Here is a 25,895-nt window from a genome sequence, read left to right on the forward strand (position 1 = left end):
ATCGACATCAGTCAATATAGAAGCATGTCGAATCAAGAAATAGTGATCGTCGGGTCCGGCCCGGCGGGGTACACGGCCGCGGTATACGCGGCGCGGGCGGGTCTGGCTCCGGTAGTAGTCGCCGGGTCGGTCTCTGCTGGTGGGGCACTGATGACGACGACGGAGGTAGAGAACTTCCCTGGCTTCACCGCCGGCATCCAGGGGCCAGAGCTGATGGAAGCAATGCGCGGACAGGCCGAACGATTCGGCGCACGCATCGTCCTCGACGACGCCCTCCGCCTAAACTTGGACGGCCCAATCAAGACCATCGAGACGGGCTCCGGTGAGATCTTCCACACGCCGGCAGTCATCCTTGCCATGGGTTCGGCCTACCGCAGGCTCGGACTACCCGAGGAGGAACGACTGTCCGGGCACGGCCTGTCGTGGTGCGCGACCTGTGACGGGTTTTTCTTCCGGAAGAAGGAGATCGCAGTCATCGGCGGCGGTGACTCGGCTATGGAGGAAGCACTGTTCCTCACCCGATTCGCCTCGAAAGTCACGATCGTGCATCGCCGTGACGAATTCCGGGCCTCGAGGATCATGGCCGAGCGCGCTCTGAGCGATAGGCGAATCGAGGTGGCCTGGAACAGCGAGGTCGCCGAGGTCATCGGCGACCCCCAGGTCGAGGGGCTGCGGCTGCGCGACGTGGTGTCCGGGGCCGAGCGGGTGCTGCCCGTGGCTGGTGCCTTCGTCGCGATCGGCCATGACCCGCGATCGGAGCTGCTGGTCGGACAGATCGATCTCGACCCCAATGGATATGTGCGGGTTGCGCATCCTGGCACGGAGACGAATCTGCCTGGCGTGTTCGCGGCCGGCGACCTCGTCGACCACCGCTATCGGCAGGCAATCACCGCAGCGGGCACCGGCTGCGCAGCAGCTTTGGACGCTCAACAATTCCTCGCCGCTGCGCCCGCGGCGACCCTTCAGACCATAACAACGGAGGTTTCCGCATGATTACGAAGACAGTGACAGACTCAACTTTCCACGCGGAGGTGCTCGACTCCGACCGGCCGGTGGTCGTCGACATCTGGGCGACATGGTGCGGGCCCTGCAAGCAGGTCGCGCCAATCCTCGACGAGCTCTCCGAGGAATACGTCGGTCGGGTGAAGATCGTGAAGGTCGACGCCGACGCGAATCCCGATGTCGTGACCGCCGCCGGAGTCACGTCGATCCCGACCCTGGGGTTCTATCGCGACGGGAGTCGGGTGGACGTCCTCATCGGAGCGCACTCGCGCCCGCTGATCGCATCGAAGATCGAGGAGCTGCTGGCATGACCACCGAGACGACAAAGACCGCAACGAACGCCCCGAAGCGCCTGTCAACACTGGATAAGTGGCTGCCGCTCTGGATCGGGCTGGCGATGGTCGCAGGCCTCCTCCTGGGACGATTCATTCCTGGAATTTCCGACCTGTTGTCGCACATGGAGATCGGCGGGATCTCGGTGCCGATCGCGCTCGGCCTGCTGGTGATGATGTATCCGGTTCTGGCCAAGGTTCGCTACGACAAGGTCGCCGCGGTCACCGGCGACAAGAGACTCCTCATCTCCTCTCTGGTGCTCAATTGGCTCGCCGGGCCGGCGATCATGTTCGCCCTGGCCTGGATTTTCCTGCCCGACCTTCCCGAGTACCGCACCGGGCTCATCATCGTCGGTCTGGCCCGTTGCATCGCCATGGTCGTGATCTGGAACGACCTGGCCTGCGGCGACCGCGAGGCGACCGCGGTGCTGGTGGCGATCAACTCGGTCTTCCAGGTCGTCATGTTCTCCGTCCTCGGCTGGTTCTACCTCAGCGTCCTGCCGAGCTGGCTCGGCCTGGACACACATGGGCTCGAGGTCTCGATGGGTCAGATCGCTCTCAATGTCCTCGTCTTCCTCGGAGTGCCCCTGATCGCTGGGTTCGCCTCGCGGTGGATCGGTGAGAAGCGCAAGGGGCGAGACTGGTACGAGGAGAAATTCGTCCCAAAGGTCGGACCATGGGCCCTGTACGGGCTGCTGTTCACCGTCGTATTGCTCTTCGCCCTCCAAGGTGAGCAGATCACGAGCCAGCCTCTGGATGTCGTCCGGATCGCGCTGCCGCTGCTGGTGTACTTCACCGTCATGTGGTTCGCAGGTCTGTTGCTGGGCAAGGGCATCGGCCTCGGTTATGCACGGTCGACCACTCTGGCATTCACTGCGGCGGGCAACAACTTCGAGCTCGCCATCGCCGTCGCGATCGGCACCTTCGGCGCGGCCTCCGGCCAAGCACTGGCCGGCGTCGTCGGACCGCTCATCGAGGTGCCCGTCCTCGTCGGCCTCGTCTACGTCTCCCTCTGGGCCGCCAAGGCGTGGTTCCGCACCGATCCCTATAACCAGGCGGTACGAACGTCATGACCGACATCGCGCTCACGCCAGCCACCCCCGATGAGGACTGCCTGCCCCCGGTGCCGCCGATCTCGACAGCCCTCGGTCAGGAGGTTGCCGCGACCCTCGCCGGCACACTCAAAGCCCTTGCCGACCCATTGCGTCTGCGGATGCTCTCGGCGATCGCTGTCGATCCTCGTGGAGAGTCGTGCGTGTGTGATCTCGCCGACCTCGCCGACGTCTCTCAGCCGACCGTCTCCCACCATCTCAAGGTCCTCCGGACAGTGGGGCTGCTCAATTCCGAGCGCCGTGGGACCTGGGTCTGGTACAGCATCGCTCCAGGGAAAAGTGCCGCTGTCGCCGCCTTGCTCGAAGGGTTCGCACCGGCGGCCGTTGCCCCCAGCGTGGAACCGGAGACGACGGTCGGCGCGGAGCTGGAGAGCATGGACGAGCACATCGAGCGTCTGGCCGCCGACCTCGCCAACGCGACGTCGCAGCTGCCGCGGGAGACCGTCACCAGCATCGTCCGGGAATCGTACACGGCGCTGGCCCGGTCGGCGAAGATCACACGCTACCTGGTGCCCCTGAGCGAGCGATTCGCCCGACAGCGACTGGCTGACCTCACCCGCAACCGAGCAACCGCACCGCCTCAGGTGCTGTTTGTCTGCGTCGCCAACGCAGGTCGCTCCCAGCTGGCCGCGGCGCTGACCCGCAGCCTGTCCGGGGGCAGGGTCGTCGCCCGATCCGCCGGCTCGACCCCGGCGACGGGCATCCACCCCCACGTGCGCGACCTCGTCGCCGACATCGACCGCGAAGCCGCCGACGAGGCGTTCCCCAAGCCGCTCACCGACGACGCCATTCGCGCCGCCGATGTCGTGGTGACCATGGGCTGCGGCGACGCCTGCCCCATCGTCCCCGGAGTCCGGTACGAAGACTGGGCTGTCGGCGACCCGGCCCTGGCATCGCCGGAGGGACTCGCCGCTATCCGCGACGACATCGCTTCACGCGTGAGCCAACTCCTCGCCACCTTCACCACCGAATGAACGAGAGAAGCACAGACATGAACGATCAAACACCCTCCGTCCTGTTCGTCTGCGTCCACAACGCCGGCCGCTCCCAGATGGCCGCCGGCTGGCTGCGCCACCTCGCCGGGAATCAAATCGAGGTCCGCTCAGCAGGATCCATGCCCGCCGAGCAGATCAACCCGATCGCTGTCGAGGCCATGGCCGAAGAGGGGATCGACATCACCGCCGAGGAACCCAAGGTCCTCACCACCGAGGCCGTGCAGGACTCCGACGTCGTCATCACGATGGGCTGCGGCGACGCCTGCCCGTACTTCCCCGGCAAGCGCTACGAGGACTGGAAGCTCGACGATCCCGCTGGCCAGGGCATCGAGGCGGTACGCCCGATCCGCGACGAGATCAGGTTTCGAATCGAGACGCTCACCGCAGAGCTGCTCGATCAGGACCCGGCGCGGGCGTGAGTGACGTCGTCGTCATCGGAGGAGGCCAGGCCGGACTCGCCGCAGGATATTTCCTCCGCCGCGCCGGCCTGGACTTCGTCATCCTCGACGAACAGGAACGACCGGGCGGGGCCTGGCAGCACGGCTGGCAATCGCTCAGGATGTTCTCCCCAGCCCAGTACAGCCCCCTGCCCGGATGGCCGATGCCCGCCCAGACCGGCGAGACGTTCCCCACCGCAGGCCACGTCGTGGACTACCTCGAACGATACGAGGAGCGCTACGAGTTGCCTGTGCGCCGGTCGGTCGGCGTCACCAGCGTCCGCCGGGGGCATGAGCGTTGGACCGTGGACACGGACGCAGGCTCTCTGAAGGCCGCTTCGGTGATCAGTGCCACCGGCACGTGGCAGAGCCCCTACCTGCCGTACTTCCCCGGTCAGGACACGTTCTCCGGCAGGCAGCTGCACACCGTCGCCTACGACTCGCCCGACATGTTCGCCGGCCAACGGGTCGTGATCGTCGGCGGAGGGAATTCCGCCGCGCAGATCCTCGCCGAGGTCTCCACAGTCGCCGAGACCTTGTGGGTGACGCGTCGTCCGCCGCTGTTCATGCCCGACGATGTCGACGGCAGAGTGCTCTTCGACGTCGCTACCGCCCGCGAGGCAGCCCGTCGCTCTGGCCGGGACCACGACGGTGTGGCCGGACTTGGAGACATCGTCATGGTGCCTCCCGTGCAGGCGGCACGAGATCGCGGCGTCCTGGACCGTTCGCCCATGTTCGACCGCCTCAGCCCGACGGGAGTCTCCTGGAACGACGGCCGAGAGCACGAGTGCGATGCGATCATCTGGTGCACCGGCTTCCGCCCCCACCTCAGCCACCTAAGTGAGCTCGGCCTGACCCGCGAGCATGGCCATCCCGCCACCGACGGCACTCGGAGCATCGACCACCCCGGGCTGCACTTGCTCGGCTACGGCGACTGGACCGGATTCGCCTCCGCCACCATCATCGGCGCGGCCCGCACCGCCAAGCCCGCCGTCGCCGAGATCGTCGCTCGGATGGCTAGGGCTTAAGGCTGATGTCGGACGTATCGATGGCGCAGATGATATTGACGTCTATCGATGCGTCGCGTAGATTTTCTATATAGATTATCATCGAATCAAGGAGTTGGCAGATGGACTGCTGGGAACACGAAACGGCCGGGCAGGGTTCTGTCCCCGCCGTCGCCTTCTGCCGGCACTGCGGCGCGGCGCTGTGCCGGGAGCATGCGACAGTCTGTACGGACGAACGCGTTCGCCAGAACGGCATGGGATCGCCCACGCGCCTGCTGCCTGACGGCCGGAAGATCTGCTGCTCGACCTGCCGCGACGCTTTCGTCGAGTCCATCCCCGTGCACCGAGCGGAGCAACGCCGGCGAGAACTGGCAGCCACCGGGCCCGAGTCCGCAACCGCATCGTGCTGACGCGGCTGGCGCGCCCCTGTTGATGAGTGGTGGACATTAACGCCGCCCTATGAAACCTCAACGATGACGAGCCGCCGGCATGCAGGGGCTGCTCGGCTGCGATGACATCGCGGCCCGTGTCCGCGAGCTCCTGGTGGCTCTTAACATCGACTGAACAAAGGTAGACATCGTGATCGAGAAGAAGCCGTCCGTCCTGTTCGTCTGCGTCAAGAACGCAGGCAAGTCGCAGATGGCCGCCGCACTCATGCGCCAGGTCGCAGGCGACTCCGTTCGGGTGCACTCGGCGGGCACCTCCCCCGGGACGGGGCTCAATGCCTTGTCCGCTGTCTCTGTCGCCGAGGTCGGGGCGAGCATGGCCGACGAGCACCCGAAGCCGATCGATCCCACTATGCTGCAGACTGCGGACCGCGTCGTCGTCATCGGCGACGAGGCCGTCGTCGAGCCCGTGCCGGGGATGGCCGGGACCATCGAGACATGGACGATTGACGAGCCCTCGGCGCGAGGGATCGAGGGCGAGGAACGAATGCGCCTGGTCCGCGACGAGCTCGCCGAGAAGGTCCGTTGCCTGGCCGCGGGGCTTGTCAAGACGTCAGAGCCCTGAGCCGGCCACGCACCCCTCGCCGTCGTCGCCTTCGCCCGCCTGGACGTTCTCTGGCGCGCTGGCGATCCTGAACACCTCCTCAAGGCCAGCGAGGACGGCGAAGTCGCTGGCGACGGTGCCGGTCGCCTCGGCCGTCGGCTTCACCAGGAGAGACTCGTCACCAGCAGCACTCAAGTTACTGCACATATGGATGCCAAAGGCCGATTGCGTCCACGATCGCCTCCCACCCGCTCGACATTCACTCCATCATCAGCCGGTGCGCCGGCGCGCCCATCCGGCTACGGGTTATCCGCATGTCCCCGTTGAGCTCAATACCGAATTGAGCAACTAATGGCACTCACCGCTGGCCGTCAATCCAGTCTCGCGCGCAGCGCCGCTTCGATCTGCTCCTGACCAGGTGCGCCAGCGAACCCCTTCCCTGTGGCATAAACCCGGCACGCCAGCGAACGAACCGGTGTCGTTGGGAACAGGTCGACACCGTCGACGAGGATCGTGGGCGAGCCTGCGAACTGCGCGTTCGTTGCATCGACCTCGGTGTGAATCGTGACCAATTGGATGGGCACGGCCGTGAGTCCGAGAACATCCAGTGCTGCGCGCGCGTTGGCTTCGGCGCTGGCCGTGTTCGGGCAGTCGACGATGTGGAGCAGTTCGACCTTCACGAGATCTGCTCCTTCCGGGCCCGGGCGGCACGCAGGCCGTTGAGGATCACGACGACCTCTGCGATCTCATGCACGAGCACCACAGCGGCAAGCCCCAAGACACCGAACAAGGCAAGCGGAAGCAGGACGGTGATGATCAGCAGCGACAGAACGATGTTCTGGTTGATGATGTGCCGTCCCCGGCGGGCGTGGTCGAACGCGCGCGGGAGCAGACGCAGGTCGTGGCCGGTGAAGGCGACGTCGGCTGACTCGATCGCGGCATCGGAACCGGTGGCACCCATCGCGATGCCGATGTCCGCAGCCGCGAGGGCCGGGGCGTCGTTGATGCCGTCGCCGATCATCGCGACCGATCCGTTCTTCTCGCCGAGCTCGGCGATCGCTGAGGCCTTGTCCTGGGGGCGCAGCTCGGCGCGCACGTCATCGATCCAGGCCTGCGCGGCCAGGGCGCGGGCGGTGCGGGCGTTGTCGCCGGTGAGCATCGTCACCTCGACGCCCTGTCCGGCGAGGGTGCGGACCACCTCGGGGACCTCGGGGCGCAGCTCGTCGCGGACGCCGATCGCAGCCGCGGCGGTGCCGTCACGGTGCACGATCACGACCGTCATGCCTTGCTCCTCCAGACCCGCGACCCGATCGCCGAGACTCCCGGCGTCGAGCCAGCGCGGGCTGCCGACCGTGATTCGCGCGCCGTCGAGGGTGCCTTCGATGCCGTGACCTGCCTGCTCGGTCACGGCATCGGCCACAGGCGTACCCGGTGCGGCGGCGGTGATCGCCGAAGCGAGCGGGTGGGTGCTGTGCTGCTCCAGTGCGGCCGCCCACGCCAGCGCCTGCGCCTCGGTCACTCCGTCGGCGGTGAGCACCGCGTTGACGGCGGGCTCGTTGCGGGTCAGGGTGCCAGTCTTGTCCACGGCGACGTGGCGGATCACGCCGAACCGCTCGAACACGGCACCCGACTTGATGATCACGCCGAACTTGCTCGCCGACCCGATCGCGGCCACCACCGTCAGCGGCACCGAGATCGCCAGTGCGCACGGCGAGGCCGCCACGAGCACCACGAGGGCGCGGGTGATCCACAGCTCCGGGTCGCCGAACAGCGACCCGATGACCGCCACCAGGACGGCGAGGATCAACACACCGGGCACGAGTGGTCGGGCGATGCGGTCGGCGAGGCGGGCGCGGTCACCCTTCTCCGCCTGCGCCTTCTCCACCAGGTCGACGATCGTGGTCAGCGAGTTGTCGGTGCCCGCAGCGGTCGTCTCGACTTCCAGCGCGCCGGCGGTGTTGATCGCCCCAGCCGACACCGTGTCGCCGGGCTCGACCTCGACCGGGATCGACTCGCCGGTGATCGCGGAGGTGTCCAGGCTGGATCGTCCCGTCCGGACGATGCCGTCGGTCGCGATCCGCTCGCCCGGCCGCACCAGCATGAACTGACGGACAGCGAGATCCTTGGCCGCGACCTCGACCGATGCGCCGCCTTGGCGGATCGTGGCGGTCTCCGGGACGAGCTTGAGCAGCGCCCGCAGCCCGCCGCGGGCGCGATCCATCGCCTTGTCCTCCAGTGCCTCGGCGATCGAGTACAAGAACGCCAGCGCAGCGGCCTCCTCGACGTAGCCGAGGATGACCGCGCCGATCGCGCTGATCGTCATCAGGAGGCTGATGCTGAGCTTGCCCTTGAACAGCTTCCGGATCGCGCCCGGGGTGAACGTCGACGCGCCCAACAGCAGACCGATCCAGAACAGCACCAACGCCGGGACCTCCAGCCCCGACCATTCCAGCACCAGGCCAGTTAAGAACGCGACGCCAGAGAAGACCGGGACCATGATCCCGGCATCACGCCACCAGGGACGTCCCTGCTCCTCCTCGGCTTCCTCCCCGGTCTGAGTCTCCGGCTCGTCGCAGCCGCACGCCGCGCTCACGCGCCCGACTCGCAGCAGCCCGGCACAGTGCACTCGGCGTCCACGCACGGCGCGTGCTCGTCGACCGCGAGGGTCACATCCATCAGGGCCGTCAGCGCCGCCGCGAGGTGCGGGTCGGCGATCTCGTAGCGCGTCTGCCGCCCCTCGGGCTCGGCCACGACGATCCCGCAGTCGCGCAGGCAGGTCAGATGGTTCGAGACGTTCGAACGGGTCAGCTCTAGCTCGCGCGAGAGCACGGCCGGGTAGCTCGGGCCGGCAAGCAGGGTCATCAGGATCCGAGAGCGGGTCGGGTCCGCCATGGCCCGGCCGAGTCGATTCATGACGTCGAGGCGTGAAGCAATAGTCAGCATGCACTGAACTATACAGTGGCCGCTGAACTATTGTCGATCCTTATGTTGGCTCGACGCTGATCCCACCCCGGGGATCCCCTCGATGACCTCACGATTGACGGCGGAACTCGCCGACCTGCATATCCAGCGGGCGCATCCGACCGGCGGTTGTCGCCCTGCCGTGTGTGCTGGCGACCGTGAGGACGGTCCCTACGGCGGCCACCGCGGCCAGGACCGCGAAACCGGTTGCGTAGCTGCCGGTGACCTCGGCAAGGACCGCACCGGCCCCGGGAGCCAAGGCGGTGGCCAGCAGGACCGGGAGGCCGAGGACGCCGGAGAGGCGGCCGTATCCGCGTGCGCCCCACCGATCAGTGACCGCGGTCGCCTGGAGCAGCGTCGCGATGCCGCGCCCGACCCCGGCGGTCATCGACGCCGCGACCAGCAGACCAACCGGCCCGGGGACCACAGCGAGCACCGAGGTGCTGACGGTGACGAGGCCGAACACGGTCACGGTGCGCACGGTCAGCGAGGCATGCCGGGCAAGAGCGGTGTAGACGAGCCGACCGGCGACCTGCCCGAGTCCGCCGAGGCCGAGCACCCAGGCGGCGGCCTGAGGACTCAGGCCGCGCTCGAGCATAAGCGGCACCAGAGCCAGCAACGCGGCGTACATCGCCAGGGCCACCAAGGTCAGTCCGGCGGCAAGCAACCGGAACCGTGAGTCCCGCACGACGCCGGCAGCGTATGCCTTCTCAGCCTCTGGCTCCTCCGCGTCGACATGCACCGGGCGGGGCCAGGGGCGTCGCAGCACGAGCCAGTGGACCGGGACCGTGAGGACCGCCAGTACGACCGCCGCCCAGAAGTACGTGCCTCGCCATCCCAGCTGGTCATACGCGGCTGCGGTCAACGGCGCGAAGACCGTGCTCGCCAGTCCTGCCACCAGCGTCAGCGTGGTCAGCGCGCCGAGTCGGCCCGCAACGAACCAGCCGGTGATCGCGGCGAAGGCCGGCGGGTAGAGCACTCCGGCCATGGCGACTCCGGCCAGCGCCCAACCGACGACGAACACCAACAGATTCGGCGACGCGGCAATCACCACCAGCGTCACGACGCCGAGACCCGAGCCAGCCGTCATGACGAGACGGGGTCCGTGCCGATCGATAAAGCGCCCGACCGGCACCCCGGCCAACGCCGACACAGCCAGGGCCACAGAGAACGCCGAGGTCACGGCCACCGACGACCAGCCAGTGTCCGAGCTGATCCGCGGAACCAGGACCGGGAAAGCATAGTAGAGCAAGCCCCACGAGACGATCTCGGTCACGCACAGCGCAGCCAGCACCCTTCCCCGCCCGGGCCGCACAACAGCCTCAGCCAACGACGACGCCCCTCGACTGCCTGGCCAGGGCATCGACGACGTAACCCGCGTCGCGGTGGACACCGCGCAGGGTGTTCGACGAGAACGAGCGCTGGAACTCCAGGCCCAGGAACGCCAGGCCAGGCAGCACGGTCGAGACGCCGCGATCGTGCCTCGGCGCGCCGGCCTCATCGAGGACGCCGAGAGATCGCAGGTACGGCATGTGCGGCCGATAGCCTGTCGCGAAGACTATTGAGTCGACGCGCTCCCGCGAGCCGTCGGGCCACGCGACACCGTCCGGGACGTAATTGGCGAACATCGGCCGCTCGTCTGGATGTGCCGCCTCGAGCGCAGCCCTGTACTGTCCGTCGTCGATGATCGGTGTGCCTGTGATGATCCTGGCGAGGACCGACGGCGGCAGGAGGTCAGCGCGGGTGAACCGCAACCACCAGTGCAGGTCGCGCCCGGCAATGACCTGCGGCGCATACCGGACACGGTCCCGCACCGCCAGCGATGTCCGGGCGTGCTCGGCGAGCTCGTGTGCTACCTGGACGGCGGAGTTGCCTGCGCCGACGACCACGACCCGCTGACCGGCGAACTCTTCGGGCGACCGGTAGTCGGCCACGTGCAGGACCCTGCCCTGGAATGTCTCCCTGCCGGGAATCGTCGGCACGTAGGGGCTGGCGAACGACCCCGAGGCAGCGATGAGTGCTTCCCCGACCAGGCTGCTCCCATCGGCCAGATCCACGGCAAAGCCCGGGCCGTCGGCAGCGACCTCGGTGACGCGAGCATTGGTCCGCATCTCGACGCCCAGCCACTCTGCGTAGCCGCGGAGGTAGTCGGCGACCTCGTCGCGGCCCGGGTACCCGTCGGGGTCGCCGGGGAACGGGTGACCCGGGAAGGCGCTGTACCGGCGCGGGGAGAACAGCCGCAGGCTGTCGTAGTAGCGCGGCCACGACCCAACCGGCTAGTCACCGGCCTCGAGCACCACCGGCTCCCAGCCGCGGTCACGCCCAGCACGGGCCGCGGCGAGGCCCGGCTGCCCGCCGCCCACAATCAACAGGCGACCTCGGCTCATCCGTCGGTCCTCGTGCCGATCTGGACCAGCTGCGGCGCGGATGTGCAGCACCCGCCCGACGTCGCCTGCTCCGGGGCGTCGAACAGGCCCGATCCCCCGCACACTCCGGTGTCGGGCAGCTCCAGCTCGACACGGTCAGCCGCCTCGTGATCACCTGAGAGCTCGGCGACGACACTACGGACCTGCTCGTAGCCGGTCATCGCTAGAAACGTTGGAGCGCGGCCGTAGGACTTCGCACCGACGATGTAGAAGCCCGGTTCCGGGTGGGCGAGATCGGTCGCCCCCGTGGCGCGCACTGAGCCGCAGGAATGAAGATTCGGATCAACCTCAGTGGCGACCTTCGTCGGAGCCTGCAGGCGCACGTCGAGGTCGAGGCGGACCTCGGTCAGGAACGACAGGTCCGGGCGGAAGCCGGTCGCGACGACCACCCGGTCAGCGGGATCGAGCCGTCGGCCGTCCTCGGCGACCAGGACCGCGCGGCCGTCCTCGACGAGGACCCGTTCGGTGCGGAACCCGGTGACGAGGTCGACGTAGCCGTCCTCGACGGCCTTCTTTGCCCGCAAGCCCAGGGCACCGCGCTCGGGCAACTCGTCAGCCGACCCGCCACCGAAGGCGTTGCCGACGGTACCGCGGCGCAGCGCCCAGGTCACCCGGGTGCCCGGCTCGCGGCGGACCACTGCCGCGAGGTCGCCGATTGCTGTCGCGGCCGAGTGGCCGCTGCCGACCACGACGACGTGCTTGCCAGCCAGTTCGGCGGCCTCGTCGCGGCTCGGCGTGCGGTGATCAAGCAGGCCGGCTTCGACGGCGGCGTGTTCGCCGAGGGCGGGCAGTCCCTCCGCGCCCGCCGGGCTCGGGGCCCGCCAGGTCCCGGAGGCGTCGACGACGGCCTGGGCTTCGAGCCTCTCTTCTTCGCCGTCAGCGCGGCGGACGTGGACGACGAACGGCTGCTCCGCGCGGCCGGCGTCGACGGAAAGGTCGCGGCCCTTGCGGCCCACCCCCACGACGCGCGAGCCGTAACGAACACGGTCGCCCAGCGCCTCGGCCAGCGGGGCCAGGTACTCCTCGACCCACTGAGTTCCGGTCGGGTAGCCGGTCTCGGGCGCGCTCCAACCGGTCGGCTCGAGCAGCCGGCGCGACGCTGGGTCGATGAGCTCGGACCACGGCGAGAACAGGCGGACGTGGCCCCACTCGGATACCGCAGATGCCGGACCGTCGCCCGACTCCAGGACCACGGGCTCCAGGCCTCGCTCGAGCAGATGAGCAGCAGCGGCCAGGCCCTGCGGACCGGCCCCGATAACGACGACGGGATTCACTTCAACCTCCATGTATTGATGTTCTTCGATGGGTCGAGCTTGCCCCACATATCGACAGATGTCAATGCATGAGGCAGAATGGACCCATGACCACTCCCCCAGCCATCGAGTCCGCATCCGACGTCGCGCCCTGCTGCGTCCTCGGCGAGACGATCGACGACGCGGTCGCTCAGGACCTCGCCAGGGTGTTCAAGGCTCTCGGCGATCCCACCCGGGTCAAGCTCATGTCCCTCATCGCCGGAAGCAGCGCGGGCGAGATGTGCGTCTGCGACCTCACAGAACCGGTAGGCCTGTCGCAGCCGACGGTCTCCCACCACATGAAGCTGCTCGTCGAGGCCGGCCTGGTCGAGCGCGAGCAGCGCGGCCGCTGGGCGTACTACCGGCCGACCATCGACACCCTGGCGTCCGCAGCCAAGGCGCTCATCGCCTGATGGAAGGCGTGCGCGTCTGTCGACGGAGTGCCTGATTGCCGGACGACCCTCGCTCAGCAGCACTGGCGTCACCAAGACCGATTCTTCCTGCTGCGACAGCCTGCGGAAACCTGCGACGCAGCGGACACGTCGACCAAGACGAGCCAGTGCTAACTTGAAAGCACTACATCCCTCACGCCTCTCCACGATGCGCACTTGGGGGATTTTCTCTGCCCACGTCGTCAAGCTCAGACCGGTCGGTGCTGAGCCTTATCGAGCTCCGCCAGCACCTCGCCAGGATTCTTGACCAGGTCGAACAGGCTGCTTGCCCGGCGGGCCCACCGCGCTGGGTCGTCACCCTCAGCAAACGCGGCAGCCGAGGCGAACTGGTCGTGGAGATTGACCGGCAATAGGTCAGCCAGCTCCGCACCGAACTCGCCAGCGCGGCCGGCTCGAGGAGACGAAGGCCGCAAGAATCTGCCCGGCTTCCCGGTCGCCGGGATCAGTTCGTCTGATGCACCTTCAAGGGCTGCGACAGCGTCGCTCACCCAATCGGTGTCCCAGGCATCAGACAGAGGTACCGCGATCTGCTGAACGCCTTGGATCGCATCTCGTCCCAGCGCCAGTGAGAGCCCGCCTGGATCCTCGTGGTAGTTGAGGTAGCGTGCGACGTCGATTCCTGGAGGGCAGACCTCGGCGAGGACGACGTCACCAAGCCAGTTGCTGGGATCGACGATCCAGCCCTCCCGTTCTGTGACAGATGGTTTCAGATGGACCCGGTAGAGGTAAAACTGATTGCCTCGGTCAGCCTGGTCGCGCATTCGCCTGAGCATGTTGTGCACCGCGGCCTCGTACGTGCCGACGTGGAGCGCTTTCGCCCGCTGCCGCGCGGCCCACGCTGTCACCCTCTCGTCGCCGCCCATCATCCTTCGGATCCCGGGCGTCAAGTCCGCCGCGGGGTCGAAGTCCCTCGACGGCCAGTCCGGCTGCGTGCTCGTGTGATACCAGAAAAACTGTGCTACCAGGTCGTCGTTCAGGGCAGGGTCGCCAGCATCGACCGTCACTCTGGGTGCGTCCTCGTGCTCGCACGTCAGGCCGCAGCCGGGACATGTCTCCTTCGCCTGCTCCCAGCGGTCGATCCAGTCCAGGTCGACGACGCAACAATGGCCGCAGCCGCCGCACAGCATGCGCCGATCGCGCCAGAAGTCAAGGGGTCGTTCCATGGCTCCATTCTCCAGGAACGTCTTGCAGAGAAGGACCAACAATCTGGTCCGGGTCGACGGGATGGTCTGTGGTCGTCGGTGCACGAGCTCTAGAACGAATCCCAGAAAGGCTGATTGACCGAAGCAAATCGTAGCAGCCCTGAACGCACGACTCCAGACCTGCGAGCTCATCGCACATTTCGATTACACCAAAGGAGAACTCCTCCTCATAGGCGGAGACGTTCCGATCGTTGACGACAATGGCCGGCTGATAGATGCACTTGACCTCCCGGGTGGCACCCCGGAGCAAGACGCGGAAGTCGCCCACGATGCAACGGGCTACGAGCTCATCCTGCTCGGCGCGACGAAGCTGCTCATCGCACCGGCCTCCTCGACTGCCGCTGTGAAGTCCCGCTCGGATACTGAGTGCAGCAGGTCGGCCGGCGATCGATCCGAGCCGTCCGGACCCTTCGGTAATCCAGAGTGCGATGTCTGCCACCAGTCCAACAGCGCAGACGCGAGCAGTGTTGGGTCTGTGTCTGCGTATGTGGTGACGAACATTCTGTTAATTTCCGCGAGGGCGTCGATGATTTTGCCGTCACGGAACTGGAAAGCGGGATAGTGCCTGGTCTTCCCGAGTTCGACCTCGATTACGACTTGGTATTTCCGATAGGCCCGCAACAGGCTGCGTTGAGCCGCCTTCATCGCTCGCGCGGCCTGCTCTGGCGTCCGATCGTACTCGGCGTCGATGACCTCTGCGCCAGTCAACGACGCTCGCGTCTCGGCGGCCGTCCGACACTCAGCACGGTCAAGCAGACTCGCCGCCAGCATGGGCGAAGTGTCGAGTGCGAAGCCCCGGTCCCATACAGGGCTGCTCCGCCAATCGTCGGGAAACCCGAGCTGCAACATTGAGAATCCAATCTCCTGCGACCTGGCTTCAATGAAGTCCGCGAAGTCGACGACATCCGACCGCTCCGGCGCGATGCTCAACATGAGGTGACGCAAGATGAGCAGCACGCCATAGAGCTTGTTATCCACGCCCTTGTCCGCGAGCGAAGCCAGAAGGTGGCTCGGGTCCGCGCGTGTCTGTCCCGGTGCGTCGATGACCACGTCGAACGTACGGTTCCACAAGCGGCCGTAATGCGCACAGATGTTCCGGACGTTGCGGATGTTGTTAAGCCAATTGCTCAGTGCACCGCGGTCGCCGCTACCGTCGGCGGTGCGGATTTGGAAGCGCGCGGCGAGGATCTCCTGATCGCCCTGGGGCATCAGGTCGTAGAGGCCGCTCAGGACGCCGAACGACATCACCTCCGTGGCGACCCAGATCGGCAGATGTGGACCGTATGTCTCGCGGAAGTGCACGACGAAGTCTCCGCGTGCGCGCTTCTCGTGGCGGTCGTACTCCTCGAGCCATTCGCGGTAGGCAGTGGTCGGCTCGGGAGACTCACTCGGGTCCGCCGACCGGAGCGCGCCAAGGTCCTCCGGCCGCCGATGGGCGAATCGGTCCGCCCTGCCGAGCCGGTGACCGATGTGGAACCGGAACGACGTTTCGACCATGCTGATGAAGTCACTTAGACGGGTCCGCAGCTCGTGGTCGAACTCGTACAGGGCGACCACGTGGGCCAGGCTCGTCTCGGGCACGAACGAGTCCAGGCGGATCTCGCGGCCGTCCTTGTCGAAACGGTCTGCAGGAGGCTCGGGTCGAGCTCGGTAGAGGTGCCAGTACCCCGACAGCCGGTAGTACCCGTAGCGTTCGAGGACGCCGGCAGCGAAGGTCTCTGTTCCGCAGTCCATGCCCCGCGTGCGCAGCCGCTGGATCTGCTCGGGGATCGTCAGGAATGGCTTGGCGTAGGTGCTGTCCGGCGTGCTCATCTGCTTATCGTCCTCGTGTCCCTGGCGCGGGGCAGAAAGAGAACAGGCCCGCGTCTCATCTAGAGAAGCGGACCTGTCGTGTTGGTACTAGCTTACGGCATCGGTTCACACGGACCAAACGGGCCGACGGAGCAGGACGAGGCCCTCATGAATCGCCAGCCTCACTTAGTCAATGCGTTGGCCGGGCTCTGGATTCGCTCTGAAGACTGGCCATGCAACTGCGCGCTAGAGACATCGGCGACTGGGCAGACGACCCGTTCTGGCGTCGCCACCTCGACTGAACCATAGCCACACACATGGCCCCGCCAGGCCAGAGCCTGACGGGGCGCATGTGTGAGACGCTAGAGCTACACATAAGCGGGCATGTCAGCTGTCAGATCGCCTTCTATCTGAGCGGTTCAGCTCAACTACCGGCAAGTTGACGCAGAACGTACTGCAGGATGCCGCCGTTGCGGTAGTAGTCGGCTTCACCCGGGGTGTCGATGCGGACCACTGCGTCGAACTCGACGGTCGTGCCGTCTTCCTTCTCGGCAGTGACCTTGACAGTTGCCGGGGTCTTGCCCTCGTTGAGCTCCGTGATGCCTTCGATGGAGAAGGTCTCGGTGCCGTCGAGTCCGAGGGACTCGGCCGATTCGCCGACGGGGAACTGCAGCGGCAGAACACCCATGCCGATGAGGTTCGAGCGGTGGATGCGTTCGAAGCTCTCGGTGATCACGGCGCCGACTCCGAGCAGCTTGGTGCCCTTGGCGGCCCAGTCACGGGAGGATCCCGAACCGTACTCCTTGCCACCGAGGACGACCAGCGGGATGCCGGCTGCCTGGTAGTTCTGAGAGGCATCGTAGATCGTGGTCTGCGGAGCACCTTCCTGAGTGAAGTCGCGGGTGAAGCCACCCTGGACTCCGTCGAGGAGCTGGTTCTGCAGGCGGATGTTCGCGAACGTTCCGCGGATCATGACCTCGTGGTTGCCTCGGCGCGAACCGTAGGAGTTGAAGTCCTTGCGCTCGACACCGTGCTCGATGAGGTACTTGCCGGCCGGAGTGTCGGCCTTGAACGAACCTGCAGGCGAGATGTGGTCGGTGGTGACCGAGTCGCCGAGCTTCGCCAGCACGCGTGCACCCTTGATGTCCGAGACGGCTTCGGGCTTGAGCCCCATGCCGTCGAAGAAGGTGGGCTTGCGCACGTAGGTCGACTTGTCGTCCCACTCGAAGACCTTGCCCTCGGGGGTGTCGAGCTGCTGCCAACGCTCGTCACCGTCGAAGATCCGGCCGTACTCGTTGTCGAACATATCGGTCGAGATCGAATCGGCGATGACCGACTCGACCTCTTCAGGCGAGGGCCACAGGTCGGCCAGGTAGACGTCGACACCCTCGGAGTCCTTGCCCAGGGGCTGATTCTCGAAGTCGAAGTCCATGGTTCCGGCCAGCGCGTAAGCGATGACCAGCGGCGGCGAGGCGAGGTAGTTCATCTTCACATCGGGGCTGATGCGGCCCTCGAAGTTGCGGTTGCCCGACAGGACGGCGGTGACCGAGAGGTCGTTGTCCTGGATGCTCTCGGAGATCTCGGTGTCCAGCGGACCCGAGTTGCCGATGCAGGTCGTGCAGCCGTAGCCGACGATGTAGAAGTTCAGCGCTTCGAGGTCCTCGATGAGGCCGGCCTTGTTGTAGTAGTCGGTGACGACCTTCGAACCCGGTGCGATCGAGGTCTTGACCCACGGCTTGGAGTTGAGTCCGCGCTTGCGGGCGTTGCGGGCCAGCAGGCCGGCGGCCATCATCACCGACGGGTTCGAGGTGTTCGTGCACGAGGTGATCGCGGCGATCGCCACGGCGCCGTTGGCCAGCTCGAAGTTGCGTCCGTCAGCGGTGCTGACCTCAGCGGACTTGTTCTCTTCGCCGGGTGCGGCGTAGTTGTGGATGTCCTTGGCGAACTGGCTCTTGGCATCGGAGAGTTCGATGCGGTCCTGCGGACGCTTCGGTCCGGAGATCGAAGGCACCACGGTCGACAGGTCGAGCTCGAGGTATTCGGAGTACTCGACCTCGTTGTCCGGATCGTGCCACAGCCCCTGGGTCTTCGCGTAGTCCTCGACGAGCTGGATCTGCTCGGCCGAACGGCCGGTGAGCTTGAGGTAGTCGATGGTCACGTCGTCGATCGGGAAGATCGCGGCGGTGGAACCGAACTCGGGGCTCATGTTGCCGATGGTGGCGCGGTTGGCCAGCGGCACCTCGGCGACGCCCTTGCCGTAGAACTCGACGAACTTGCCGACGGCACCGTGCTGACGGAGCATGTCGGTGATCGTGAGCACGACGTCCGTCGCGGTCACACCCGAGGGGATCTCGCCGGTGAGCTTGAAGCCGACGACGCGCGGGATGAGCATCGACACGGGCTGGCCGAGCATGGCCGCCTCTGCCTCGATGCCGCCGACGCCCCAACCGAGCACACCGAGGCCGTTGACCATGGTGGTGTGCGAGTCGGTCCCGACCAGGGTGTCCGGGTAGGCGCGGAGCACTCCGTCGACCTCACGCGGCATGACCACGCGGGCGAGGTGCTCGATGTTGACCTGGTGGACGATGCCCATGCCCGGGGGCACGACCTTGAAGTCCTCGAACGCGGTCTGTCCCCAGCGCAGGAACTGGTAGCGCTCACCGTTGCGCTGGTATTCGATGTCCATGTTCAGTTCGACGGCGTCGGCGGTGCCGAAGCGGTCGATCTGCACCGAGTGGTCGATGACCAGCTCGGCCGGAGCCAGCGGGTTGACCTGATCCGGGCTGCCGCCGAGCTCGACGACCTTCTCGCGCATGGTGGCGAGGTCGACGATGCAGGGCACACCGGTGAAGTCCTGCATCACCACACGAGCCGGGGTGAACTGGATCTCCGTGTTGGGTTCGGCGCTGGGATCCCAGCTGCCGAGCGCCTTGATATGCTCCTCGGTGATGTTCGCGCCGTCTTCCGTGCGCAGCAGGTTCTCCAACAGCACCTTGAGGCTGAAGGGAAGCTTCTCCGACCCTGGGACCTTGTCCAGGCGATAGATCTCATAGTCCTTATCGCCCACGGTCAGGGTGCTCTTCGATTTGAACGTATCGACGTTGCTCATCGTGATTCTCCTGTTTCATCCGATACTCATCCGGGAAACCGGGGCATGCCCTTGCGCCGCGCACCGATTTACGCGACACATATGTTTCCAAAAGTATCTTGACGTCAAGATAAATTCTATCGTATCCGCAGTGCTTTGACCACCGGGCGACACGGTGGGTCGACAGCACCTCAGGGGGTTTTCCTCCGCCGCGAATCCGGCGATCACCAGGGACTCGGGCACCCGCCGGCTCATAGCCTGGAATCGATATCGACGACGACGCCGGACTCGGCGGTCGTCACCGGGAAATCGTCACCGAGGAGACCTCATGGACCCGTTCACGCTCGGCGCAGGATTCGGCTTCGGCGCGCTGCTCGTCGGCGTCATCTTCGCCGTCATCTGCAATTCGTTCGCCAAGGAGAAGGGCCGATCCGCCGGCTGGTGGGGCCTGTGGGGCTTCCTCACGACGTTCATCGCCCTGATCGCGCTCGTCCTCCTCCCCCGCAAGACCGCTGCTTGAGCTGTTGACCCCGGTTCCGCGCCGAGGTGGTGCGGACCAGATCCATCACCCACGCCGAGGTGGCGCCGACCCAGTCTTTCACTCGCGCCGAGGTGGTGCCCCCGAGGTCCGGTCCTCACCGTCGGAGCACGGTGACCGTCTCCAGATGCGCGGTGAGCGGGAAGAGATCGTGCCCGGTGAGGCTCTCGATGTCGAATCCCCCGGCCGTGAGCCGACCGAGGTCGCGTGCCAGGGTGGCCGGGTCGCACGAGACGTAGACGAGCGTCCGCGCCCGTGATCCGATGAGCGCCGAGGTGACCGCCTGCCCCGCTCCCGCTCGCGGCGGGTCGAGGATGATGACGTCCGAATCGGGCAGGCGGGTGCGATCGACACCGCGCGCGAGGAACCGAGCGTCGAGGTCACCGGCATTGGCCCGGGCATACTCGATCGCCGAGGTCACTCCTTCGACCCCGAACAGCGGTGCACCGGTGGCCCCTGCCGCACCGATGCCGAGCAGCCCGACTCCGCAGTAGAGGTCGGCAATCGCCTCGACTCGGTCCGGGAGTGCGGAGATGACTGTGCTGCTGAGCAGTTCGGCGGCGCTCCGGTGGACTTGCCAGAACCCGTCAGCACCCACCGTGAAGTCCCGGCCGGAGACCGTTTCGGTCAGGGTGGGGCCGCCGCGGATGACCCGCAGCTCGGCAGGTCCGGACGTGGAAGGTCCGCGGCCCTTCCCACGCGAACCCCGACCGCGGGGCTGTCCCACGCTTCGTCCGGGCTTCCGGTCACCGCTCCTGCGATCGTCACCGGACTCACCGGCGGCCGCCTCGGCGAGCAGGGAGAACGAGTCGGGCAGCCAGTTCTCGAGCGTCTCGAGACTCTCGCCCGACGGAGCGCCGCGGACGATGAGCGCTCCGTGGTCACCGGCCCAGGCGAATTCGAGGCGGCGCACCCCGGGCAGGCGCAGCGCGTCGAGTTCGAGGTAGTGCAGCGCTCCCGCAGCCAATGGCGGGGTCGCCACGGGGACGACGTCGTGGGACCGCGGAGCGAGCATGCCCACCCGGCCATCGGCATCCACAGCCAGCTGCACGCGGGTGCGCCAGTCGGTGCCGTCGGTCTCCCCCGGCGCGGATCGGACCTCGACATCGCGGTCGATGTGTCCGATGCGGCTCAGCTGATCGGTCAGCACCTCGGCCTTGAGCGTCCGGGAGTGCGCCAGGTCGACGTGCGCGTATTCCATCCCGCCGAACTCGGCACTGCCGAGCCGACCGTTCGCAGCCCGGTCCGCGGCACGCCCGGCCGGCGCATATGCGGCACGACGATCGGGCACCCGGTGCGGTGAGGCTTCGAGGACCTCGACCACCTCGGCGCGGAGGAACCTCCCGGCCGGCCCCGCCTCGGTGACGGCTCGGACCCTCTCACCGGGAAGTGTCCCGGAGACGAAGACGACCTGGCCGTCGTGCCGGGCGATGGACGTCCCTCCGGCCGCCGGGGATTCGATGTCGAGAATCAGTTCCCGGGCGGGGACCATGGTGTCGCTCATTGGGCGTCTATCCCTATCTGTACAGCGCGGTGTCGGTATCGGGGCCGTCTCCCCCGTACTGCCGGGAGAAGGATTTGAGCCGCCAGGGCACGGAGACCACGACGACGTTGGGTACGAGCAGCAGGCGGGTCCGGAGTTTGAGCGCCACCTGGTTGTGCAGGAGGTGTTCCCACCAGCGACCGACGACGAACTGCGGGATGTAGACGATGACGAGGTCCCGCGGTGAGCGCTGGCGGATGGCGAGGATGTGCGCGAGCATCGGACGGACGAGTTCGCGGTAGGGAGAGGCCAGCACCGTCAGCGGCACCGGCAGCTCCATGTCGTTCCATTTCCTCTGCAGCGCCGCCGCAGCTTCTTCGTCCACGGACACAGTGACGGCCTCGAGCTGACTCGACCGGGTGACACGTGCGTACGACAGAGCCCGCATCGTGGGTTTGTCGATCTCGGCGACGACGACGATGGCGTGGGTGTTCGACGGGATCGTCCGCGAGTTCACGTCCTGATCCGGCGCCAGCTCCCTGGCCACTCGGGCGTAGTGGCGGTGGATGGTGCCCATGATGAGGTAGAGACCGGCCATGGCGACCACGGCCAGCCAGGCCCCGGCGAGGAACTTCGAGACGATGACGACGATGAGCACGCCGGCGGCGAGTCCGCATCCGACGCCGTTGACGATGCGGTTGAGGTGCATCCGCAGCCGCACCTTCGCGTCGATGACCAGGCGCAGGCGCTTCGTCCAGTGCAGGACCATTCCGGCCTGGCCGAGGACGAAGCTCGCGAAGACTCCGACGAGGTAGAGCTGGATGAGGGCGGTCGCCGAGGCGGATGTGGCGACGACGAGCACGATCGCCGCGGCGGCCAGCAGGAGGATCCCGTTGGAGAACGTCAGACGATCGCCCTTCGTGGCGAGCTGCTTGGGCAGGAACTCGTCGCGGGCCAGCCGGGAGGCCAGTCCGGGGAATCCCTCGACAGCCGTATTCGCGGCGACGATGAGCACGAGCGCGGTGATGAGGACGACGACGTAGAACATCACCGGCGCATTGTCGAAGATCGCGTGGGCCAGCTGCGCGAGGACGGGTTCCTGCTCGTATTCGGCACTGATCGGGCTGCCGTCGCCGCGGACGAGGTAGATGTGCGGGTCATCGACGTATTTGATGCCGGTGACAGATGCGAGATACGTCAGACCCGTGAGCATGAGGGCCGCGAGCAGACCCGACAGCAGCAGAGTGTTGCCTGCGTTCTTCCCGCGCGGCTTCTTAAACGCCGGAACGGCAGTGGCCACCGTCTGGACGCCGGCGAGGGCCACCGATCCCGAGGAGAACGCGCGCAGCACGATGAGGACCGTGGCCAGGCCCAGCGTCGCCTCATCGCCGATGCCGCTGTGCACGATCGTGTAGTCGGCGGTCTCGGCGTGCGGGGTGTCGCCGACGCCGACGCGGATGAGACCGACGCACATCGTGAGGAACACCGCACCCAGGAACAGGTAGGTCGGCACGGCCAGCAGCACGGGTGTCGCCCTGGAGCCGCGCAGACCGGCCAGCGAGATGACGAGGATGCCGACGATGGCCACCGGCACCCGGTAGGGAGCGAGGGCGGGGAATGCGGTGGTGATGTAGGCGGCGAAGACCGTCATCGACACGGCCAGGGTGAGCACATAGTCCACCAGCAGAGCCGCCGCAACGACGAGCCCGGCACCGGCGCCGAGGTTCTTCGACGCCACCTCGTAGTCTCCCCCGCCGGACGGATAGGCCCGTACGTTGATGCGGTAGCAGGCGACGATGACGAGAATGACGATGCCGACGGCGATACCGATCCACGGAGCGACGGTCAGCGCCACGAGCGAGGTCAGTGAGAGCGCGAGCAGGATCTCGTCCGGAGCGTACGCCACCGATGAGAGCATGTCGGAGGCGAAGACGGGCATCGCGATGCGCTTCTTCAGCGCCGGCGCGCGCCTGTCCTCACTGCGGAAGGGCCGTCCAACGAGTAGTCTTTTGACGGCATCAGAAAAACTGCTGGCCACGGCAACCAATGGTAGATCACTGCGGAGAGGAAAACCCCATGCACTTCGTGATTATGGGCTGCGGTCGAGTCGGGGCCTCCCTGGCCAAAGCCCTCGACGCGAATGGGCATTCCGTCGCGGTCGTCGACCGGGATCCGGATGCGTTCCTCAAACTCGGTCGCGATTTCAGCGGGTCGACGATCACCGGAGTCGGCTTCGACCGGGAGACCCTCTCCCAGGCGAAGACCGCCGACGCCTTCGCCTTCGCGGCCGTCTCGAGCGGTGACAACTCGAACATCCTCGCCGCGCGTGTCGCCCGGGAGACCTTCGGGGTGAGCAATGTCGCCGCGCGGATCTACGATCCCAATCGGGCGCAGGTGTTCGAACGCCTCGGCATTCCCACCGTTCCCACCGTTCGGTGGACGGCCGAGCAGGTGATGCGCAAGCTTGTCCCGCAGGGGTCGATCACCGAGTACCGGGAACCTTCGGGCAACCTCGTGCTGGCCGAGGTGCACCTCGATCCCGGTTGGGTGGCCCGACCGATCAACGACGTCGAGTCGAGGACCAAGGCACGCGTCGCCTACGTCACCCGACTGTCGGAGGGCATCGTCGCCCACGACGACCTGCTCCTCCAGGACGGGGACCTCGTCCATCTCATGTGTCCGGTCGACCGCCTCGGCGAGATCGAACGGATCCTCGATCAGCCCGTACGAACCGTGGAGGAAGAAGAATGAGGGTCGTCATCGCCGGAGCCGGCTCCGTGGGCCGATCGGTGGCCCGGGAGCTGCTCGACAAGGATCATTCGGTGCTCCTCATCGATCAGAACAAGGACGCGCTCGGGCATGAGCGCATTCCCGGCGCCGAATGGCTGCTCTCCGACGCCTGCGAGCTCGCGGGACTCGCCGAGGCGGGGCTCGAAGAGGCCGATGTCGTCGTGGCCGCGACGGGGGACGACAAGACCAATCTCGTCCTGTCCCTGCTGGCGAAGACCGAATTCGGGGTGCCGCGGACCGTTTCGCGGGTGAACAACCCGAAGAACGAATGGCTCTTCGACGACAACTGGGGCGTCGACGTCGCAGTGTCGACCCCGCGCCTGATGACCGCGCTGGTCGAGGAGGCCGTCGAGGTCGGAGGGCTCGTGCATCTCATGAGCTTCGAACGCGGACAGGCCGGGCTGCTGGAGTTCACCGTGCATGAGAACGCCGAGCTCGTCGCCGAGCGCGTCGGCGGCATCGCGTTTCCGATGGATACGGTGCTGGTGGCGATCATCCGCAATTCGCGGGCCTTCGCCCCGAGCGCCGATGACGTCATCGAAGCCGGCGACGAGCTGTTCTTCCTGTCGTCTCCTGATCAGGAGAACGCACTGCTGGCACTGCTGCAAGTGTCCTCAGGCGACGGTGAGGCCGACGCGGACTGAGGGCTGGCCGAACTGTGTTCGGCTCTGCTCAGGGCCGACGCGGACCGGCTCGGCTGTGAACCGAGACCGGACGCGACCCGAGACCGGCTCCGTCAGTCTTCGGTGTCGTCCTTCGTCTGCAGCAGTTCGTAGACGGGATTGTGGGCCGTGAGCATTCCGTCGCTGCCGCAGAATCGGCCTTCGAGGACGATGAGGGCACCGGGACGGATGCCGCTGATCTCCCGCCGGCCGAGGAACTGCGCCCGGGCTTCGCCGGTGCCGTCGGCCACGGTGATGTCGAGCCGCGGGCTGTCATCGGAGCATGAGCGGGTCGCCGAGGAGACGACTCCGGCGATGCGTGAGGCCTTCCGCGCCTCCAGCGATTCGACCGGGACGACTCCGGGCACCTGTGAGACCAGGCGCAGATCGGCGCGGGCTTCCGCATCGCGGGAGCCGAAGTCGCGGACCGGCGGGTGATGAGATCGAGCATCGGTTCTCAGCGGACCTCTGTGATCTCGGGGCCGCGCTCGAATGGGTTGAGCTCGTCCTCGTCCGATGTCTCCTCGTCGTTGTCACTGTCGACCTGCGGGGCGGTGAGTGCGATGAGTTCCCGGGGAGCCATGGCCTCCTGGCCGCGGTCGACGACGACGCCGCGGAAGAGAGCGGAGAGTTCGGCACGGACCTCGTCGTCGGTCACGGCCTTGCCGGAGAACACGGCACGGACGAACCAGCGGGGACCGTCGATGCCGGCGAAGCGCATGGCCCGCTTGCCCGGGCGGCCGGATTCGGTCTTCGCCGGAACCTCGATGGCCAGCTCCTTGCCGAGCGAGGTGTGCAGTTCGCTCGATTCGCCGCCCTGCTTGTCCACAGATTCGGACAGCTGGCGACGCACCGTGTTCCACAGTCCTTCCGAGCGCGGAGTTGCGAACGCCTGCAGCTGGATGCCTCCGCCTTCGTGGATGAGGGTCACGGCCAGCACACGCTGGGAGTCGTCGTCGGTGTCGAGTCGGACCTGCATGCCGTCGACGACGGGAACCTTGAGGGCGCCGAGGTCGAGGCGGTCGTGTTCGGGGTAGTCCTCGGAGATGTCGAACGGGCCCTTCTCCGACCGGTCGAACGGTGCGGACTTCTCGAGCAGCGCGTCTTCGTCGTCGAGCTCGTCGTCCGAGTCCTCGCCCTCCGAGTCCTCATCGGATGCGTCCGCAGCGATCGCGGCCTCATCGGACTCGGCGTCGCTGGGGTCGTCTTCGGCCTCGTCGCGGTCGGCCGCCTCGGCGACGGTGTCCTCATCGCCTCCGAGTTCGTCGTCGGTGACGACGTCGTCATCGGTGTGCGGGGTGGATTTCTTGAACCTGGAGAACAGTCCCATGAGTC

At 66.8% G+C, this 25,895-nt stretch carries 25 protein-coding genes; 11 read left to right on the forward strand and 14 right to left on the reverse strand.

From position 1 onward, the window contains the following. Positions 1–24 precede the first annotated feature (24 nt). The 7 genes from trxB to J9314_RS10760 all read left to right on the forward strand — a co-directional run bounded on the left by trxB (position 25) and on the right by J9314_RS10760 (position 5,896). On the forward strand, positions 25–993 hold the full coding sequence (gene trxB / locus J9314_RS10730; protein ID WP_039209001.1) for a thioredoxin-disulfide reductase: 969 nt from the start codon (positions 25–27) through the stop codon (positions 991–993). After that, a complete protein-coding gene (gene trxA / locus J9314_RS10735; RefSeq protein WP_039209004.1) occupies positions 990–1,313 on the forward strand; it encodes a thioredoxin in 324 nt (107 codons plus the stop codon). The genes trxB and trxA overlap by 4 nt, the downstream gene beginning before the upstream one ends. Next, on the forward strand, positions 1,310–2,407 hold the full coding sequence (gene arsB, locus J9314_RS10740; RefSeq protein ID WP_039209007.1) for an ACR3 family arsenite efflux transporter: 1,098 nt from the start codon (positions 1,310–1,312) through the stop codon (positions 2,405–2,407). Before trxA ends, arsB begins: the two co-directional genes overlap by 4 nt. Continuing rightward, the gene (locus J9314_RS10745; protein WP_039209010.1) at positions 2,404–3,420 is read left to right on the forward strand and encodes a metalloregulator ArsR/SmtB family transcription factor; all 1,017 of its coding nucleotides are present in this window, start codon (positions 2,404–2,406) and stop codon (positions 3,418–3,420) included. Before arsB ends, J9314_RS10745 begins: the two co-directional genes overlap by 4 nt. Before the next feature lie 17 nt (positions 3,421–3,437). Further along, the gene (locus J9314_RS10750) at positions 3,438–3,860 is read left to right on the forward strand and encodes an arsenate reductase ArsC (RefSeq protein WP_039209013.1); all 423 of its coding nucleotides are present in this window, start codon (positions 3,438–3,440) and stop codon (positions 3,858–3,860) included. Beyond that, a complete protein-coding gene (locus J9314_RS10755) occupies positions 3,857–4,906 on the forward strand; it encodes an ArsO family NAD(P)H-dependent flavin-containing monooxygenase (protein ID WP_039209016.1) in 1,050 nt (349 codons plus the stop codon). The genes J9314_RS10750 and J9314_RS10755 overlap by 4 nt, the downstream gene beginning before the upstream one ends. Positions 4,907–5,464: 558 nt before the next feature. Then, positions 5,465–5,896, forward strand: a complete 432-nt coding sequence (locus J9314_RS10760) for an arsenate-mycothiol transferase ArsC (RefSeq protein ID WP_039209023.1) — start codon at positions 5,465–5,467, stop codon at positions 5,894–5,896. Here the strand turns inward: J9314_RS10760 and J9314_RS10765 are convergent. From J9314_RS10765 to J9314_RS10795, 7 genes are all read right to left on the reverse strand, one after another. After that, positions 5,885–6,040 (reverse strand): hypothetical protein, encoded by a 156-nt coding sequence (locus tag J9314_RS10765; RefSeq protein WP_161792704.1) that lies wholly within the window; start codon positions 6,038–6,040, stop codon positions 5,885–5,887. The genes J9314_RS10760 and J9314_RS10765 overlap by 12 nt on opposite strands. A 206-nt stretch (positions 6,041–6,246) precedes the next feature. Then, complete coding sequence (locus tag J9314_RS10770; RefSeq protein WP_039209028.1) at positions 6,247–6,555, reverse strand: hypothetical protein; 309 nt, start codon at positions 6,553–6,555, stop codon at positions 6,247–6,249. Continuing rightward, the gene (locus J9314_RS10775) at positions 6,552–8,468 is read right to left on the reverse strand and encodes a heavy metal translocating P-type ATPase (RefSeq protein WP_197678128.1); all 1,917 of its coding nucleotides are present in this window, start codon (positions 8,466–8,468) and stop codon (positions 6,552–6,554) included. Before J9314_RS10775 ends, J9314_RS10770 begins: the two co-directional genes overlap by 4 nt. Continuing rightward, a complete protein-coding gene (cmtR, locus tag J9314_RS10780) occupies positions 8,465–8,818 on the reverse strand; it encodes a Cd(II)/Pb(II)-sensing metalloregulatory transcriptional regulator CmtR (protein ID WP_039209032.1) in 354 nt (117 codons plus the stop codon). The genes J9314_RS10775 and cmtR overlap by 4 nt, the downstream gene beginning before the upstream one ends. Positions 8,819–8,906: 88 nt before the next feature. Beyond that, positions 8,907–10,166, reverse strand: a complete 1,260-nt coding sequence (locus J9314_RS10785; protein ID WP_209043948.1) for an MFS transporter — start codon at positions 10,164–10,166, stop codon at positions 8,907–8,909. After that, positions 10,159–11,079, reverse strand: coding sequence for a flavin-containing monooxygenase (locus tag J9314_RS10790; RefSeq protein ID WP_200885299.1), 921 nt, complete (start codon positions 11,077–11,079; stop codon positions 10,159–10,161). Before J9314_RS10790 ends, J9314_RS10785 begins: the two co-directional genes overlap by 8 nt. 140 nt (positions 11,080–11,219) lie before the next feature. After that, positions 11,220–12,548, reverse strand: a complete 1,329-nt coding sequence (locus J9314_RS10795) for an NAD(P)-binding domain-containing protein (protein ID WP_039209033.1) — start codon at positions 12,546–12,548, stop codon at positions 11,220–11,222. 74 nt (positions 12,549–12,622) lie between these two features. Between J9314_RS10795 and J9314_RS10800 the strand changes: the two genes are divergently transcribed. Then, positions 12,623–12,967, forward strand: a complete 345-nt coding sequence (locus J9314_RS10800; protein WP_152609627.1) for an ArsR/SmtB family transcription factor — start codon at positions 12,623–12,625, stop codon at positions 12,965–12,967. 227 nt (positions 12,968–13,194) lie between these two features. On the opposite strand, the gene J9314_RS10805 is transcribed toward J9314_RS10800, so the two are convergent. The 3 genes from J9314_RS10805 to acnA form a co-directional block, all read right to left on the reverse strand. Further along, a complete protein-coding gene (locus J9314_RS10805) occupies positions 13,195–14,169 on the reverse strand; it encodes a hypothetical protein (protein WP_210602395.1) in 975 nt (324 codons plus the stop codon). A gap of 318 nt (positions 14,170–14,487) precedes the next feature. After that, positions 14,488–16,020: an Abi family protein gene (locus tag J9314_RS10810; protein ID WP_210602396.1), complete on the reverse strand. Its 1,533-nt coding sequence runs from the start codon at positions 16,018–16,020 to the stop codon at positions 14,488–14,490. A gap of 403 nt (positions 16,021–16,423) precedes the next feature. Next, the gene (gene acnA / locus J9314_RS10815) at positions 16,424–19,108 is read right to left on the reverse strand and encodes an aconitate hydratase AcnA (RefSeq protein ID WP_210602397.1); all 2,685 of its coding nucleotides are present in this window, start codon (positions 19,106–19,108) and stop codon (positions 16,424–16,426) included. Positions 19,109–19,415: 307 nt separating this feature from the next. Here acnA and J9314_RS10820 point away from each other — a divergent pair, with 307 nt between their 5' ends. Next, a complete protein-coding gene (locus J9314_RS10820; RefSeq protein WP_181273367.1) occupies positions 19,416–19,607 on the forward strand; it encodes a hypothetical protein in 192 nt (63 codons plus the stop codon). Positions 19,608–19,722: 115 nt separating this feature from the next. Here the strand turns inward: J9314_RS10820 and J9314_RS10825 are convergent, their stop codons facing one another. Then, positions 19,723–21,129 carry a class I SAM-dependent RNA methyltransferase gene (locus J9314_RS10825; RefSeq protein ID WP_246490336.1) on the reverse strand — a complete coding sequence of 469 codons (1,407 nt, stop codon included), beginning with the start codon at positions 21,127–21,129 and terminating at the stop codon, positions 19,723–19,725. Positions 21,130–21,142: 13 nt separating this feature from the next. Beyond that, positions 21,143–23,047: an APC family permease gene (locus J9314_RS10830; RefSeq protein ID WP_181273837.1), complete on the reverse strand. Its 1,905-nt coding sequence runs from the start codon at positions 23,045–23,047 to the stop codon at positions 21,143–21,145. 137 nt (positions 23,048–23,184) lie between these two features. Here J9314_RS10830 and J9314_RS10835 point away from each other — a divergent pair, with 137 nt between their 5' ends. Continuing rightward, on the forward strand, positions 23,185–23,859 hold the full coding sequence (locus J9314_RS10835; protein ID WP_210602398.1) for a potassium channel family protein: 675 nt from the start codon (positions 23,185–23,187) through the stop codon (positions 23,857–23,859). Beyond that, positions 23,856–24,542, forward strand: a complete 687-nt coding sequence (locus tag J9314_RS10840; RefSeq protein WP_210602399.1) for a potassium channel family protein — start codon at positions 23,856–23,858, stop codon at positions 24,540–24,542. The genes J9314_RS10835 and J9314_RS10840 overlap by 4 nt, the downstream gene beginning before the upstream one ends. A 92-nt stretch (positions 24,543–24,634) precedes the next feature. On the opposite strand, the gene J9314_RS10845 is transcribed toward J9314_RS10840, so the two are convergent. Further along, positions 24,635–24,928 (reverse strand): OB-fold nucleic acid binding domain-containing protein, encoded by a 294-nt coding sequence (locus tag J9314_RS10845; protein WP_246490337.1) that lies wholly within the window; start codon positions 24,926–24,928, stop codon positions 24,635–24,637. 89 nt (positions 24,929–25,017) lie between these two features. Beyond that, positions 25,018–25,890, reverse strand: coding sequence for a DUF3710 domain-containing protein (locus tag J9314_RS10850; protein WP_210602400.1), 873 nt, complete (start codon positions 25,888–25,890; stop codon positions 25,018–25,020). Positions 25,891–25,895 lie beyond the last annotated feature (5 nt).

The organism is Brevibacterium oceani, from assembly GCF_017948325.1.
In the GTDB taxonomy this organism is placed as follows: Bacteria; Actinomycetota; Actinomycetes; order Actinomycetales; family Brevibacteriaceae; genus Brevibacterium; species Brevibacterium oceani.

What these genes read in the sequence shown, in the direction of transcription:
- J9314_RS10820 (WP_181273367.1), top strand. Translation starts at nt 19,416, where the DNA reads ATGGACCCGTTCACGCTCGGCGCAGGATTCGGCTTCGGCGCGCTGCTC.
- J9314_RS10840 (WP_210602399.1), top strand. Translation starts at nt 23,856, where the DNA reads ATGAGGGTCGTCATCGCCGGAGCCGGCTCCGTGGGCCGATCGGTGGCC.
- J9314_RS10810 (WP_210602396.1), bottom strand. Translation starts at nt 16,020, where the DNA reads ATGAGCACGCCGGACAGCACCTACGCCAAGCCATTCCTGACGATCCCC.
- J9314_RS10795 (WP_039209033.1), bottom strand. Translation starts at nt 12,548, where the DNA reads ATGGAGGTTGAAGTGAATCCCGTCGTCGTTATCGGGGCCGGTCCGCAG.
- cmtR (WP_039209032.1), bottom strand. Translation starts at nt 8,818, where the DNA reads ATGCTGACTATTGCTTCACGCCTCGACGTCATGAATCGACTCGGCCGG.
- J9314_RS10800 (WP_152609627.1), top strand. Translation starts at nt 12,623, where the DNA reads ATGACCACTCCCCCAGCCATCGAGTCCGCATCCGACGTCGCGCCCTGC.
- arsB (WP_039209007.1), top strand. Translation starts at nt 1,310, where the DNA reads ATGACCACCGAGACGACAAAGACCGCAACGAACGCCCCGAAGCGCCTG.
- J9314_RS10850 (WP_210602400.1), bottom strand. Translation starts at nt 25,890, where the DNA reads ATGGGACTGTTCTCCAGGTTCAAGAAATCCACCCCGCACACCGATGAC.
- trxB (WP_039209001.1), top strand. Translation starts at nt 25, where the DNA reads ATGTCGAATCAAGAAATAGTGATCGTCGGGTCCGGCCCGGCGGGGTAC.
- J9314_RS10745 (WP_039209010.1), top strand. Translation starts at nt 2,404, where the DNA reads ATGACCGACATCGCGCTCACGCCAGCCACCCCCGATGAGGACTGCCTG.
- J9314_RS10805 (WP_210602395.1), bottom strand. Translation starts at nt 14,169, where the DNA reads ATGGAACGACCCCTTGACTTCTGGCGCGATCGGCGCATGCTGTGCGGC.
- acnA (WP_210602397.1), bottom strand. Translation starts at nt 19,108, where the DNA reads ATGAGCAACGTCGATACGTTCAAATCGAAGAGCACCCTGACCGTGGGC.
- J9314_RS10825 (WP_246490336.1), bottom strand. Translation starts at nt 21,129, where the DNA reads ATGAGCGACACCATGGTCCCCGCCCGGGAACTGATTCTCGACATCGAA.
- trxA (WP_039209004.1), top strand. Translation starts at nt 990, where the DNA reads ATGATTACGAAGACAGTGACAGACTCAACTTTCCACGCGGAGGTGCTC.
- J9314_RS10830 (WP_181273837.1), bottom strand. Translation starts at nt 23,047, where the DNA reads ATGCCCGTCTTCGCCTCCGACATGCTCTCATCGGTGGCGTACGCTCCG.
- J9314_RS10750 (WP_039209013.1), top strand. Translation starts at nt 3,438, where the DNA reads ATGAACGATCAAACACCCTCCGTCCTGTTCGTCTGCGTCCACAACGCC.
- J9314_RS10835 (WP_210602398.1), top strand. Translation starts at nt 23,185, where the DNA reads ATGCACTTCGTGATTATGGGCTGCGGTCGAGTCGGGGCCTCCCTGGCC.